This window comes from Actinokineospora diospyrosa, assembly GCF_024171925.1.
Classification (GTDB): domain Bacteria; phylum Actinomycetota; class Actinomycetes; order Mycobacteriales; family Pseudonocardiaceae; genus Actinokineospora; species Actinokineospora diospyrosa.
Genome location: NZ_JAMTCO010000014.1, coordinates 41,593 through 54,989, shown reverse-complemented (window position 1 = coordinate 54,989; position 13,397 = coordinate 41,593). Strand labels below are relative to the sequence as shown.

14 protein-coding genes are annotated in these 13,397 nt (G+C 72.2%); 3 read left to right on the top strand and 11 right to left on the bottom strand.

Annotation, left to right across the window (positions count from 1 at the left end):
- Positions 1–81: 81 nt before the first annotated feature.
- From LV75_RS26450 to rimP, 7 genes are all read right to left on the bottom strand, one after another.
- Positions 82–945 carry an alpha/beta hydrolase gene (locus LV75_RS26450; RefSeq protein ID WP_253889752.1) on the bottom strand — a complete coding sequence of 288 codons (864 nt, stop codon included), beginning with the start codon at positions 943–945 and terminating at the stop codon, positions 82–84.
- A 189-nt stretch (positions 946–1,134) separates the two neighbouring features.
- Complete coding sequence (gene rbfA, locus LV75_RS26445) at positions 1,135–1,587, bottom strand: 30S ribosome-binding factor RbfA (protein ID WP_253889751.1); 453 nt, start codon at positions 1,585–1,587, stop codon at positions 1,135–1,137.
- A 31-nt stretch (positions 1,588–1,618) separates the two neighbouring features.
- Positions 1,619–1,912, bottom strand: a complete 294-nt coding sequence (locus tag LV75_RS26440; RefSeq protein WP_204455358.1) for a DUF503 domain-containing protein — start codon at positions 1,910–1,912, stop codon at positions 1,619–1,621.
- Between the two features lie 68 nt (positions 1,913–1,980).
- Positions 1,981–5,037: a translation initiation factor IF-2 gene (infB, locus tag LV75_RS26435; protein WP_253889749.1), complete on the bottom strand. Its 3,057-nt coding sequence runs from the start codon at positions 5,035–5,037 to the stop codon at positions 1,981–1,983.
- An 86-nt stretch (positions 5,038–5,123) separates the two neighbouring features.
- Positions 5,124–5,480, bottom strand: a complete 357-nt coding sequence (locus tag LV75_RS26430) for a YlxR family protein (protein WP_253889748.1) — start codon at positions 5,478–5,480, stop codon at positions 5,124–5,126.
- Between the two features lie 22 nt (positions 5,481–5,502).
- Positions 5,503–6,516, bottom strand: a complete 1,014-nt coding sequence (gene nusA / locus LV75_RS26425; RefSeq protein WP_253889746.1) for a transcription termination factor NusA — start codon at positions 6,514–6,516, stop codon at positions 5,503–5,505.
- The gene (gene rimP / locus LV75_RS26420; RefSeq protein ID WP_253889745.1) at positions 6,513–7,055 is read right to left on the bottom strand and encodes a ribosome maturation factor RimP; all 543 of its coding nucleotides are present in this window, start codon (positions 7,053–7,055) and stop codon (positions 6,513–6,515) included. Before rimP ends, nusA begins: the two co-directional genes overlap by 4 nt.
- A gap of 166 nt (positions 7,056–7,221) precedes the next feature.
- Between rimP and LV75_RS26415 the strand changes: the two genes are divergently transcribed.
- Both LV75_RS26415 and LV75_RS26410 read left to right on the top strand, forming a co-directional pair.
- Complete coding sequence (locus LV75_RS26415; RefSeq protein WP_253889744.1) at positions 7,222–7,722, top strand: hypothetical protein; 501 nt, start codon at positions 7,222–7,224, stop codon at positions 7,720–7,722.
- Positions 7,719–8,237: a ferritin-like domain-containing protein gene (locus LV75_RS26410; RefSeq protein ID WP_253889742.1), complete on the top strand. Its 519-nt coding sequence runs from the start codon at positions 7,719–7,721 to the stop codon at positions 8,235–8,237. Before LV75_RS26415 ends, LV75_RS26410 begins: the two co-directional genes overlap by 4 nt.
- A gap of 118 nt (positions 8,238–8,355) precedes the next feature.
- Here the strand turns inward: LV75_RS26410 and LV75_RS26405 are convergent, their stop codons facing one another.
- The 3 genes from LV75_RS26405 to LV75_RS26395 all read right to left on the bottom strand — a co-directional run bounded on the left by LV75_RS26405 (position 8,356) and on the right by LV75_RS26395 (position 11,935).
- Positions 8,356–9,951, bottom strand: a complete 1,596-nt coding sequence (locus LV75_RS26405) for a methyl-accepting chemotaxis protein (protein ID WP_253889740.1) — start codon at positions 9,949–9,951, stop codon at positions 8,356–8,358.
- A gap of 136 nt (positions 9,952–10,087) precedes the next feature.
- Positions 10,088–10,855 carry a hypothetical protein gene (locus tag LV75_RS26400; protein WP_253889738.1) on the bottom strand — a complete coding sequence of 256 codons (768 nt, stop codon included), beginning with the start codon at positions 10,853–10,855 and terminating at the stop codon, positions 10,088–10,090.
- A gap of 48 nt (positions 10,856–10,903) precedes the next feature.
- The gene (locus tag LV75_RS26395; protein WP_253889977.1) at positions 10,904–11,935 is read right to left on the bottom strand and encodes an aminotransferase class V-fold PLP-dependent enzyme; all 1,032 of its coding nucleotides are present in this window, start codon (positions 11,933–11,935) and stop codon (positions 10,904–10,906) included.
- 24 nt (positions 11,936–11,959) lie between these two features.
- On the opposite strand from LV75_RS26395, the gene LV75_RS26390 reads away from it, so the two are divergent.
- A complete protein-coding gene (locus LV75_RS26390) occupies positions 11,960–12,370 on the top strand; it encodes a YjbQ family protein (RefSeq protein WP_253889976.1) in 411 nt (136 codons plus the stop codon).
- Here the strand turns inward: LV75_RS26390 and LV75_RS26385 are convergent.
- The gene (locus LV75_RS26385) at positions 12,355–13,311 is read right to left on the bottom strand and encodes a YhgE/Pip domain-containing protein (RefSeq protein WP_308211041.1); all 957 of its coding nucleotides are present in this window, start codon (positions 13,309–13,311) and stop codon (positions 12,355–12,357) included. The genes LV75_RS26390 and LV75_RS26385 overlap by 16 nt on opposite strands.
- Between the last annotated feature and the right edge of the window lie 86 nt (positions 13,312–13,397).

Genomic DNA, 13,397 nt, shown 5'->3' with positions numbered 1-13,397 from the left:
AGCACCGCCGCGGGGTGGGCGCCCCGACGCGATCAGCGACCACGCGAGCAGGTGCGGAACAATAGGTCTACACCACTTGGGTCAGATGTGCGAGCCTATGAACGACAACGCCTCGGGCACAACCGCGGTCCAGTAGTCGGCGTCGTGGCCCCCGGGCGCGGTCCTGGCCACGGCGGGTCGCGCCGTATCGATGAGCCGGTTGGCCGAGGGCAGCAGCGGGTCGGCTGTGCCGCACCATACACCGAGCTTGGCGCCGCCGAGGGCATCGATGTGACGAAGCGGCTCGGTTTGCTCCCACTGGGCCCGGCCGGTGAACACGTTGCGGGCCCGCGCGTCGCCCCAGGAGGTGAACAGCGCCGGGCTGATCACGGCGGCCGCGCGCACCGCGTCGGGGTGCTCGCGCACGTAGTTGAGGGCGCCGTAGGCACCCATGGAGACGCCGAGCACGGCGAACGGGCGCGGGTTGAGGCCCAGGTCGGCCAGCCAGCCGGGCAGCTCGTCGGTGAGCATCGCGACCGGGTCGTCCTTGGCCGAGTTGCCGACCCAGTAGGAGTCGCCGCCGTCGACGGCCACCACCGCGTACGCCGCCGCGGCGCTGAGCTGGCCGCCGACGCCGAGTTCGGTGAAGACCCTGGCCCGCGCTCCCCTGCCGTGCAGGGCGAGGCAGACCGGCAGCGTGCCCGGCGCGACCCCGTCCGGCCGGAAGGCGACCACCTCGACATCGCGGTTGCGCGCCGTGGACTTCACGGTCCGGACCTCGAGCAGCTTGGGCGGGCGCGTCGTGGTGGTCGGGCCCATCTCGGTGGGGATGGGTGTGCGCGCGTCGCTGGCGGCGGGCGTCTCGTCGCGGCGCAGCGCCCAGGCGCCAAACAGCCCGAGGCCCACCGTGGTGGCCACGCCCCCCACCGACGCCGCGATCACCTGGCGGCGGGACAACCCGGACATGCGCTCCCCGGAACGGCCGATCTCGGAGACGCCCCGACGACTCTCCGTACCCCGCAATCCTTCACGTTGTCGCCCGGTAGCGCTAGTGCCAGTCGCCCGAACAGCGGAGATGGCACGACGGTCCGTTCGCACCGACCGTCGCACCCCCGAGAGACAACAGGCGGAGACGAACCCGGGACCTGGCGACCGTCAGTCCTCGTCCTCGTCGTCCTCGCGGGGCGCCCGGTACGGGTCCGGCTCCCCCGCGTAGGTCGCGCCGGACGCGCGGGCGGCCACCTCGGCGTCCGCGGCGCGGGCGCGGGCCAGCAGGTCGTCGATGCGCCGGGCGTCGTCGGGCACCGTGTCGGCGATGAAGGTCAGCGTCGGGGTGAACCGGACGCCGGTGCCCTGGCCGACCAGGGTGCGCAGCACGCCGGTGGCGCTGTCGAGCGCCGCCTTGGCCGCGGTGTGGTCGGGCTCGGCGTCGAGCTTGTCGCCGAGGACCGTGTAGTAGATCGTGGCGTCGTGCAGGTCCGCGGTCACCTTGGCGTCGGTGATGGTGACCCGGGCCAGCCGGGGGTCCTTCACCTCGTGCTCCAGGGCCGAGGCCACGATCTGGGAGATGCGCTTGGCGAGCTTGCGCGCGCGGGGTGCGTCAGCCACGACGCTCCTTCTTTCCGTGTTCGGTCGGTGATCAGTCGTCCGGCCCGAGCAGCCTGCGCCGAGCCGACAGCAGTTCCAGCTCGGGGCGCCCGGCGACCAGCCGTTCGCAGGCGTCGAGGACGTCGGTGACGTGCCCGGCGTCGGCGGCGACCGCCGAGACGCCGATCAGGGCCCGGCGGTGCAGGTCGAGGTGACCCGCCTCGGCCGCCGCGACCTCGAACCGCTTGCGCAGTTCGGCCACCACGGGCCGCACCGCCGAGCGCTTCTGCTTGAGGGAGTGGACGTCCCCGAGCAGGAGGTCCAGTTCCAGGGCACCGACGTACACCAGGCATCACCGAGGGGGGTGAGTAGGAAACCCCGGGGGCCGCGAGCGGCCCCCGGGGTCGTTGCCACTTACGTGCGCGGCTTCTCGCGCATCTCGTAGGTCTCGATGATGTCCTCGACCTGGAGATCGCTGTAGGAGCCGAGCGTCAGACCGCACTCGAAGCCCTCGCGGACCTCGACGGCGTCGTCCTTGAACCGGCGCAGCGAGCTGACCGGCAGGCCCTCCTGGATGACCGCCCCGTTGCGGATGAGCCGGGCCTTGGAGTTGCGCCGGATCTCGCCCGAGGTGACCATGCAGCCCGCGATCGTACCGACCTTGGAGGACTTGAAGACGTCGCGGACCTCGGCGCGGCCGAGCTCCACCTCCTCGTAGATCGGCTTGAGCATGCCCTTGAGGGCCGCCTCGATCTCGTCGATGGCCTGGTAGATCACCGAGTAGTAGCGGACATCGATGCCCTCGCGGTTGGCCAGCTCGGTGGCCTTGCCCTCGGCGCGGACGTTGAAGCCGATCACGATGATGTTGTCCGCGATGGCCAGGTTGATGTCGCCCTCGGTGATCGAGCCGACGCCGCGGTGGATGACCCGCAGCTCGACCTCGTCGCCGACGTCGATCTTCGTGAGCGCGTCCTCGAGTGCCTCGACGGTACCCGAGTTGTCGCCCTTGATGATCAGGTTGAGCTGGCTGGTCTCCTTGAGCGCCGCGTCCAAGTCCTCCAGGCTGATGCGCTTGCGCTTCTGCGCGTTCTGCGCAGCCCGGTTCCTGGCCGCCCGCCGCTCGGCGATCTGGCGCGCCGTGCGGTCCTCCTCGACCACGAGGAAGGTGTCGCCCGCGCCTGGCACCGAGGTGAACCCGATGACCTGGACCGGACGCGACGGGGTCGCCTCGAGGATGTCCTCGTTGAACTCGTCGACCATGCGCCGGACCCGGCCGTAGGCGTCGCCCGCCACGATCGAGTCGCCGACGCGCAGGGTGCCGCGCTGCACGAGGACCGTGGCCACCGGACCGCGACCGCGGTCCAGGTGCGCCTCGATCGCCACGCCCTGGGCCTCCATGTCGGGGTTCGCCCGCAGGTCCAGCGCCGCGTCCGCGGTGAGCAGGATCGCCTCGAGCAGGCCCTCGATGTTGGTGCCCTGCTTGGCCGAGATGTCGACGAACATGGTGTCGCCGCCGTACTCCTCGGCCACCAGCCCGTACTCGGTGAGCTGCTGGCGGATCTTCTGCGGGTTGGCGCCTTCCTTGTCGATCTTGTTCACCGCGACCACGATCGGCACGGCGGCCGCCTGGGCGTGGTTGATCGCCTCCACCGTCTGCGGCATGACGCCGTCGTCGGCGGCGACCACGATCACCGCGATGTCGGTGGCCTGGGCGCCACGGGCACGCATGGCGGTGAACGCCTCGTGACCGGGGGTGTCGATGAAGGTGATCAGGCGCTCGCGGTCCTCGAGCGAGGTCGCGACCTGGTAGGCGCCGATGTGCTGGGTGATGCCACCGGCCTCGCCCTCGTGCACCGTCGTCTTGCGGATGGTGTCGAGCAGGCGGGTCTTACCGTGGTCGACGTGACCCATGACGGTCACGACCGGCGGGCGGGCCTGCAGGTCGTCCTCGTCACCGGCGTCCTCGCCGTAGCTGATCTTGAACGAGTCGAGCAGCTCGCGGTCCTCCTCCTCGGGGGACACGACCTGCACGGTGTAGTTCATCTCGGAGCCGAGCAGCTCCAGGACCTCGTCGGAGACCGACTGGGTCGCGGTGACCATCTCACCGAGGTGGAACAACACCTGCACCAGCGAGGCCGGGTTGGCGTTGATCTTGTCGGCGAAGTCGGTCAGCGAGGCGCCGCGGGCGAGCCGGATGACCTCACCGCTGCCCTTGGGCAGCCGGACACCACCGACGCTGGGCGCCTGCATGTTGTCCATGTACTCCTGGCGCTTCTGGCGCTTGGACTTGCGGCCGCGCCGCGACGGCCCACCGGGCCGACCGAACGCACCAGCCGCGCCACCGCGACCACCGGCACCGGGACGGCCACCGCCGCCACCGGGGCGGAAACCACCGCCACCACCGGCCGGAGCACCGCCACCGCCGCCACCGGGACCGCCGCGGAAACCACCGCCGCCGCCACCGCCACCGGGACCGCCGCGGAAACCTCCACCGCCGCCACCGCCACCGGGGCCACCGCGGAAACCTCCACCGCCGCCGCCCCCACCGGGACCGCCACGGGGTGCGCCACCGGGGCCACCACGGGGACCGCCGGGGCCGCCGCCGGGACCACCACGACCGCCACCCGCGGGGCGGGCGGGCCGGGGCGGCATCATGCCGGGGTTGGGCCGGGGCGGCATGTTGCCCGGGTTCGGGCCACCGGCCGGACGCGGACCGGCGGGCCGGTCACCGCGGGGACCGCCTGCCGGGCGGTCACCACCGGGACGCGGCGGCCGGTCGCCACCGGGGGCGCCACCACCGGCGGGCCGGTCGCCACCGGGCCGGGGCGCGCCCGGCCGGGGCGACGGGGCTCCGCCACCGACACCGAAGGGGTTGTTGCCCGGCCGGGGCGCACGCGGGCCCGGCTTGGGCGACTGGGTCCGCGGCGGGACGACCCCGCCACCCTGACCACCCTGCTGGGGCGGCGTCGACCGCTCCTGGCGCTGGGCGGGCTTGGGTGCCGAGGGCGGCGTCGCCGCGGGCGCGGCCGGGGCCTGCGCGGCGGCGGCCGGGGCCTGCTGCTCGCGCACGGGCTCGGCCTGGCGCGGCGCGGGCTTGGGCCGCGGCGGACCGGGGACGAAACCGGGCTTGGGCGGCGCGGTCTGCTGCGCCTGGGGCCGCGCCGGAGTCGGCGCGGGTGCCGGTGCGCTCGGGGCGCTGCTCGCGGCCGCCGGGGCCTGCGCGGCGGGGGCGGGAGCCGCCTCCGGGCGCGGCGCCGGGGGGCGCGGGGTCGGCTTGGGGCCGGGTCGGGGGCCTGGCTTGGCCTCGCCCTTGCCCGGGTAGGCGTCCCGCAACCTGCGGGCCACGGGCGCCTCCACGGTGGAGGACGCCGACTTCACGAACTCGCCCAAGTCCTTCAACTTGGCGAGTACATCCTTGCTGGTGACTCCGAGCTCCTTCGCGAGCTCGTGCACACGGGCCTTGCCTGCCACTGCTCTCCTCGTCTGATGAGGCCGGCGGCAGTCCCGTCGACCTCGTCCTATCGTCGCGCGTTCATGTCTTCAGCTTCACGGCTGACTCATGACGGGTCGACCTGCTTCCTCTGGTCTTCCACGGGGCGGGAGTATCCCGTCCCGACACCGTCCGCGATCCGCTCGATCTCCGATCGCAGACCGGCCACGTCGAGCGCCTCCTGGACCCGCAGGGCCCGGGGGAACGCCCGCCGCTTCTCGGCCTTGGCCAGACACCCTGGATCGGGGTGCACCCACGCACCCCGGCCCGGCATCCTGCGCCGCGGATCGGGCACGAGAGCCCCATCCGCGTGCACCACTCGCAGCAGTTGCGCCTCCGCCACCCGCGCCCGGCACCCCACGCACGTCCGCACGGGTGTTGCCCCAGGCAGGCGCGTGGAAACCGGGTGTTGATGACGAACCATGGGAAAGTCTATCTTGTCCGGCTCAGTCAGCAGAACCGGATACCGGAGCTGCCTGCGCACCGGCCGCCGCGTCGCTGCGGATGTCGATGCGCCAACCGGTCAACCGGGCCGCCAACCGGGCATTCTGCCCTTCCTTGCCGATCGCCAGCGACAGCTGGAAGTCCGGCACGACCACCCGGGCGGTCTTGGCGCGCTCGTCCACGACCGTGACCGACACCACCTTCGCGGGTGAGAGCGCGTTGCCCACGAACGTGGCCGGGTCGTCGGAGTAGTCGATGATGTCGATCTTCTCCCCGGCCAGCTCGCTCATCACGTTGCGCACCCGGGCGCCGACCGGACCGATGCAGGCGCCCTTGGCGTTGACCCCGGACACCGTCGAGCGGACCGCGATCTTGGAGCGGTGCCCGGCCTCGCGGGCGACCGCCGGGATCTCGACGGTGCCGTCGGCGATCTCGGGCACCTCGAGCGCGAACAGCCTGCGCACGAGGTTGGGGTGCGTGCGCGACAACGTGATCTGCGGCCCGCGCGTGCCCCGGGTGACGCCGACGACGTAGCACTTGATGCGGGTGCCGTGCTCGTAGCTCTCACCGGGCACCTGCTCGACCGCGGGCAGCACGCCCTCGGTGTCGCCGACCTGCACGACCACCATGCCCCGGGAGTTGGCCCGGGTGTCGCGCTGCACCACCCCGGCGACGATCTCGCCCTCCTTGGCGGAGAACTCGCCGAAGGTGCGCTCGTGCTCGGCGTCGCGCAGCCGCTGCAGGATGACCTGGCGGGCGGTGGTCGCAGCGATCCGGCCGAACCCCTCGGGGGTGTCGTCCCACTCCTCGTCGACCGCGCCGTCGGTGCCGGTCGTGTACGCCAGCACCCGGACCAGGCCGGTGCGCTTGTCGATGTCGATGCGCGCGTGCGGCTGGTGGCCCTCGGTGTGCTTGTAAGCGGTCAGCAGTGCCGTCTCGATGGCCTCGATGACCGTCTCGAACGGGATGTCCTTGTCGCGCTCGATCGCCCGCAGCGCCGCGATGTCCACGTTCATCGCGCGTCCTCCTCAGTACCGGACGCCCGACCTTCGAGCATCGCCATCTCCGCCACCGGCGGTTGTTTGAACTCCACCTCGACCACGGCGTGCGCGACCTCGCGGTAGCCGACCCTGCGCACCTGCCCGTCGACGAGCACCTGGACCCCGCCGTCGGGGTCCTCCTCGGCCGCGCCGACACGGGCGGTGAACACGTCTCCCTCGACCGGGCGAATCTTGACCAGCCGCAGCTTGGCCCGCCGCCAGTGCCGGGGGCGGGTCAGCGGCCGGTCGACCCCGGGTGAGGTGACCTCGAGGGTGTAGGGCCCGCCGAGGACGGCGTCGTGCTCGTCGAGCACGGCCGAGACCGCGCGGCTGACCACGGCGACCTCGTCGAGGCCGACCCCGTCGTCGCCGTCCACCACGACCCGGACCAGCCGCCTGCGCCCGGCCTGGGCGACGTCGAGCTGCTCGAGCTCGAACCCGACCGCGGCGATGGCGCCCGCCACCACGGGTTCCAGCTCGGCCGTGACGTGGTCGCCTTGTCCCTCGTTGGCCACGTTGGCCGCTCCCTGTTCTGGTCGATGGTGCGATTGTCTGCCGGTCGGCGGTACCTACCGCCGACCGTGGTCACCTAGCGTATCTCGCCCACCCGGGGGCAGCCGCCGCAGGCGATCATCGGCGACTCCCGACCGCCCGAGCCGGGGCCTGGCAGGATGACCGACTGTGAGCACCACCGGATCCCTCACCCGTCGCGCGTTGTTGTTGGCCACCTCCGCCGCCGCCGGGCTGGTCGGGGCCGCCGGGCTGGCGGCGTGCACGCCGACGGCCGCGGCGCCACCGCCACCGGACCCGTTGGCCGAGCTGGAGGCGCGCGCCCTGGCGGACGCGGCCCTGGCGCGGGGGCTGGCGCTGGTCCCCGACCTCGCCGCGAAGGCGACCGTGGTGGCCGAGGCCAGGACTGAGCACGCGCGGGTGCTGAGAGCGGAGATGGACCGTGAGCGGCCGCCCAAGCCGAGCTCGTCCTCGTCCGCCGCGACCACGACGACCCAGGCGGCGCCCACTCCCCCGACCGATCCCCCCGCGGCGGCGCAGGCGCTGCTCGACGGGTTGACCAAGGCTCGACAGGAAGCGGTGGACGTGGTGGCGCGGTTGCCCAGGTACCGGGCGGGCTTGGTCGGTTCGGTCGCCGCCGGGTGCGCGAGTCTGCTGGAGGTGCTGGCGTGACCCAGCCGACCGGGGCCCAGCCCACCGGAGACCCGTCCACCCAGCCGGTGTCGACGTCGGTGCCGCCTTCCCGGGCGCCGTTGGCGCAGGACACACTGGCCGCCGTGCAGGCCGCCTTGGGCGCTGAGCACGCCGCGGCGTGGGTCTACGGGCTGGTCAGCGCCTTCCTGCCCGCGTCGTTCGACAAGCCGATCGGGGACGGCGCGCAGGCCCACCGGGCGCAGCGCGACACCACCGAGCGGCTGCTGGGTGCCTCCGGCGCGACGCCCGCCCCCGCGGAGCCCGCGTACCTGCCGCCGAAGCCGGTGACCAACCAGGCGTCGGCGCTGGAGCTGGTGATCGGCGCCGAGCAGGACTGCGCGGTCGCGTGGCGGGCGGTCCTGGAGCGCACCGACGACGCCGACGTCCGCACCACCGCCGCGCTCGCGCTGACCGAGTCCGCGGTCCGGGCGACGAGGTGGCGCAAGGCGGCCGGGATCACCCCGCTGACGCCCGCGCTACCCGGTCAGCCCTAGAACCGGTCAGCCCTAGAACCCAGTCAGTCCTAGGACCCGGGGCACCAAGCCGAAACCGGGCAGGACCCCCTGGAGGAGCCCTGCCCGGTCACCGGACCCGCGTTCGGTACTGGAGCGGTCAGTACGTGAAGCGGGTGACCATTTCCTGGAGCTTGCCGCTGAGGCGGGTGAGCTCCGAGGTGGCCTGCTCGGCGTCGGTGACGCCGCGGGAGGTCTCGTCGGCGGCGCCCGCGACCTCGGTGATCGCCGAGGCGATGGCGTTGGTGCCGTTGGCGGCCTCGGAGACGCTGCGGCTGACCTCGTCGGAGGTGGCCGACTGCTCCTCGACGGCGACCGCGATCGCCGACTGGAACTGGTTGACCCGGTCGATGACCTGCACGATCTGCCCGATCGCGGCCACCGCGGCCTCGGTGTCGGTCTGGATCGCGGCGACCCGGCGGCCGATGTCCTCGGTCGCGCTGGCGGTCTCCTGGGCCAGGTCCTTGACCTCACCGGCGACGACGGCGAAGCCCTTGCCAGCGTCCCCGGCCCGGGCGGCCTCGATGGTGGCGTTGAGCGCCAGCAGGTTGGTCTGCTCGGCGATCGAGCGGATGGTCTTGAGGACGTCGCCGATCTCGGCCGAGGACGAGCCGAGGCGGGTGATGATGTCGTTGGTGTGCTGGGCGGTCGCGGTGGCCTCGGCGCCGACCTTGGCCGCCTCGGAGGTGTTCGCGGCGATCTCGCGGATGGAGGCGCCGAGCTGGTCGGTGGCGGCGGATACGGTGCCGACGCTGTCGGACACCCGACCCGCGGCGGTGGACACCTCGCCCGCGCGGTAGGAGGTCGAGCCCGCGGCGTCGGTCAGCTTGCCGTTGGTGACCGCGAGGCGGTCGGCGGAGGTGGCCAGGCCGGAAGCGGACTCGGCGACGTCGGAGACCACGGTGCGGATCTCGTTGACCGCGTGGTGCAGCGCGCGGCCCATGGCGCCGATCTCGTCGTCGGAGCGCACGCCGAGGTCCTGGGTGAGGTCACCGGCGGCGACCCGGTTCGCGTAGTCCTGCAGGTGCCGGACCGGCTTGCGGATGCTGCGGGTGAGCAGCCAGCCCAGGGCGAGGGCGAGCAGCACGGCGGCGCCGATGACGCCGATGGTCAGCCAGCGGGAGGTGGCGGTCATGTCCGCGATCTCCTGGCGCTGGTTCTCGGCGAAGCGGACCAGCGCGTCGGTCAGGTTCGCGAAGTCGGCGGTGACCTTGGGCAGGTTCTGCTGGGCCTCCTGGTTGTACTTGACCTCGTTGGCCGTGTCACCGGCGGCGGTGGCGGCGCGGCGGTTCTTGTGCGAGGTCCAGAAGGTCTCGTTGTCGCTCTTGAGCTGGGTGAGCAGCGGCTGCAGGTCGGCCGGGATGCTCTGGGCGAGCTTGGCGAAGGCGGCGTCGGTGTCGGCGAGCTGCTGGTCGCGGCCCTTGGCCAGGCTCTCCAGGGCGCCCGGGTCCTTGACGGTCTCCATGACGACGTCGGTGGTCAGCGCGGACAGGTTGTTGGTCTGCACGGACTTGACGTCCACCAGCGGGGTGACGGTGTCCTCGGAGATCGAGGCGGCCCGGTCGCTCACGGAGGCCTGCTGGGTGAGGCTGAACACGCCGAGCGCGATGACGACGACGGCGAGCACGAGGAAGGCGCTGAACACCCGGGTGCCGACACTGCGGCGCAGCGGGTTGCGGGTCCCTGAATCAGCCATGCGAGTCTCTCCCTGTCCGGTGCGCGGACGACCCCACGCCGGGGTGGGGCCACCCACCGGTGGCACCCCTCAGGCGTGGTTATCGGGCGGCGCGAGCCCGGGTGTAGGAGTTTCTCGTCACTTCACGCCGACGGGTTCAGCCGCCGGTGTCGGGGTCGATCTCGGCGCCCAAGCGCAGCGCGTCGGCGCAGACCTTGTCCAGCTGGGGTTTGTCCGCCTTGGTGCCCACGGCCTTGCCGCCCGCCGGGGCGAAGTCGGCCTCGACGATGACCACGACGGTGCCGCTGAGCTGGGAGTCGTAGCCGACGCTGACCGACTTGAGCGGTGCCGCCTTGACCACGCCCTCGCGGACCAGGTCGTTGACGTTGCCGGTCTTGTCCTCGTTGGTCAGTGCGATGAGGCCCGCCGCCTTCTCCTTGTCGGCCATGTGCACGACGGAGACCGAGACCAGGACCTGCTTGCCGCCCACGTCGGCGGTGTACATGGCCTGGGTGACCTTGGTGCACTGGCCGGGCTGCGCCAGCAACTGCTGGGTCTTGCCGTAGGCGTGCTGCTGGCAGTCGCTGTCGACCCTCGGTCGGGGGACATCCGGATGGGCGACGAAGGTGTAGACGCCCGGGGCCCGCGGGCGGGTCTGCTCGGTGCTGGGCGCGGTCTGCTGGCCGCTCTCGTCCTGCACGTACCAGAAGACCAGGCCGGAGACCAGGGCGATGGCGAGCAGGCCCGCGACGCGCAACGCCCAGGTCAGCGCCGAGTTGCTCTTGGGGGCCGGGGCCTGCTCCTGGAAGCGGAACGGTTCGTCGGGGCGTCGGCCCGCTTGCACGCGCGGGATCCACTCGGTCTCTCCGGAGCGGTTGTACTGCTCGGGGGGCCAAGGCGGTCCGGGGCGCTGGGGATCCGACACGAACGCTGACAGTAGTTGGTGTGGCCCGCCGGTGTCATTCGACCCGATTCATCCGACTCGCGCACGTCGGATAGCGGCGACCGCCACCTCGACGTCCTCGGTGGTGTTGTAGAGGTGGAAGGCAAGCCGGGCCCGGCCCGCCCGGGTGGAACAGCGAACACCCGCTTCCGCGAGTCGTTCGGCGGCGCCCGGCAGGTCAAGAGCGACGATGGCCGAGCCTTGCGGCGGCAGGTCCAAGCGGGTCAGCAGGTCGTCGGCGAGGCCAACGACGTGGTCACGCACGGCGAGCCTGTCGAGGCCGGCGAGCCACGGTAGTGCTGACGCGGCGCCTACCTGGGCAAACCAGACTGGGCCGAGGTCGTAGGCGCGTGCGTCGTCCGCGAGGCGCAGCGGGAGGCCGTAGACGGTGTCCCAGGGGTCCGCTCCGGAGTACCAGCCCGCGGCGACGGGTCGGGTCCATTCGCGGGCTTGCGGTCGGACGGCGAGCCAAGAGGCGCCGCGCGGCGATAGGAGCCACTTGTAGCCCGCGCCGACGACCCAGTCGACCCAGGTCAGGTCCATGGGGAGCCAGCCGAGGGCCTGGGTGACGTCTAGTAAGACGCGGATGCCTGTGGCGCGCAGACCGGGCAGGTCCGCGATAGCCCCATCAGCGGACTGCACGGCGCTAACGGCGACCAGGTCGTAGCCGGGGGCGCGGTCGACGAGTTCAGCTGGATCTACCTCGGTGACAGTCACGCCGCGGTGGCTTTGGGCGGCGAACGGGAAGATCACGCTGGTGAACTCCCCTCTAGGGGTGAGCACCCGGGTGCCATCGGGGACGGCAGCGGCAACTGTGGCGATCAGTTGGGAGACCGTGGCGCCGGTGGCGACCTGAGTTGGGTCTACCCCGACCAGGCTCGCCCAAGCGGCTCGGGCGGTGGCCACATGCTCGTCGAACACCGGGGGTGCGTCTTCGCCGCGGCTCCACCGTTCGACGGCAGCGCCAACAGCGGCGGCCACCCTGGTGGGCGGGATGCCGATGCTGGCGGAGTTGAGGTAACCGGTCGGGATCTCGAACTGCTCTCCAAAGGCGATGCGCACGACTTCGACACTACGGTGGATGACGTGCACAGCGAGGAGTTCGAGATCACGACCGGTAGTACCGAGGTCGTCTATGACCTGACCAGTCGGTGCGCGAGGTTCCTGGCCGAAGCGGGCGCGGTGGACGGGTTGCTGCACGTGTGGGTCCCGCACGCGACCGCAGGGGTGGCGGTGCTGGAGACCGGGGCGGGCAGCGATGACGACCTGCTCGCCGCGTTGCGGGCTCTGCTGCCGAAGGACTTCTCCTGGCGGCACCGGCACGGCTCGCCCGGCCACGGCCGCGACCACGTGCTGCCCGCCCTGATACCGCCGTACGCCAGCATCCCCGTCCTGAGTGGACAGATGATGCTGGGCACGTGGCAGTCGATCTGCTTGGTGGACACCAATGTGGACAACCCGGTGCGCAAGGTCCGGCTGAGCTACTTGGCAGGCTGAACAGCTTTGCGCTGGTTCGGTAGCGCTACCGCGACCAAGCCTGCGACCGCGATGCTGCCGAGGACGATCAGACCCAACGTCACATCCGGCGCGTCGGGGGTGCCTTGCAAGAGGCTGCGCAGACCTTCGGCAGCGAACCGGAACGGCGTCCACGACCACAAGAGCGCGCGATAGGCCGGGTCGAGCATCTCGGGGACCTGACCCGCGACGGCCGGGGCGATCAGGTAGAGCGGTCCCAGCAGTGCCATGGCGCGAATGCCGAGGTAGCGCAGCAGCGCGCCTTGCAACGCCGCGAACGCCACGGCAGTAAGCAAGAGGTAGCCCAAGACGTCGAAGTTCAGCGGTAGTCCGGAGTCCCACAGCGCGAAGAAGCCAGCGACCACAGCGACTCCGGTAACGCTAACTCCCGCGATCAGGCCGATCCGGTGAGCGGGTGTGGCTTTCAAGCCCAGCTTGGCGCCGAGTACGACGAGTCCGGCTCCGGCGACGAGCCCGGCGATCCACAGCAGCGCCGACGCGGCCAGTGGCGCGGTCCGACCCGCTGTGCTCGCCGGTGCGGTCATCTCGGTGCGGACCTGACCACCGAGGGCCGCCGCGGCGCCGGTGAGGACCTGCTGGGCGATCTGGGTGCCCTGCGGGTTGACCGCGCCGGACAGCACGATGGTCGGCCCCGCCGCGCCGAGTTCCAGCACGCCGTAGACCTCCTTGTCCGCCAGGGCCGCGCGGGCGCGGTCCGGGGTGTCGACCCGCCAGGAGACCGCCCCGCCACCGTGGGCGGCGATCTTCTCGGCGACCGGGCGCAGCGGGTCGGCGGCGGCGATCGCGAGCGGGACGCCGTCGGGTCGGGCACTGGCCTGGCTGCCGAAGGTGAGCAGGCCGAGGACGGCGGCGACCGCGGCACCCACGACCGCGAGCAGGGCGACCAGGCGCGAGCTGGACATCGGGTTCTCCGTATTCATCAGTCGTTGAATTCTGCGCTCAGGGTAGGGCCGCGACGGGCCCGAAGTCAACGTGCGTTGAAATCAGC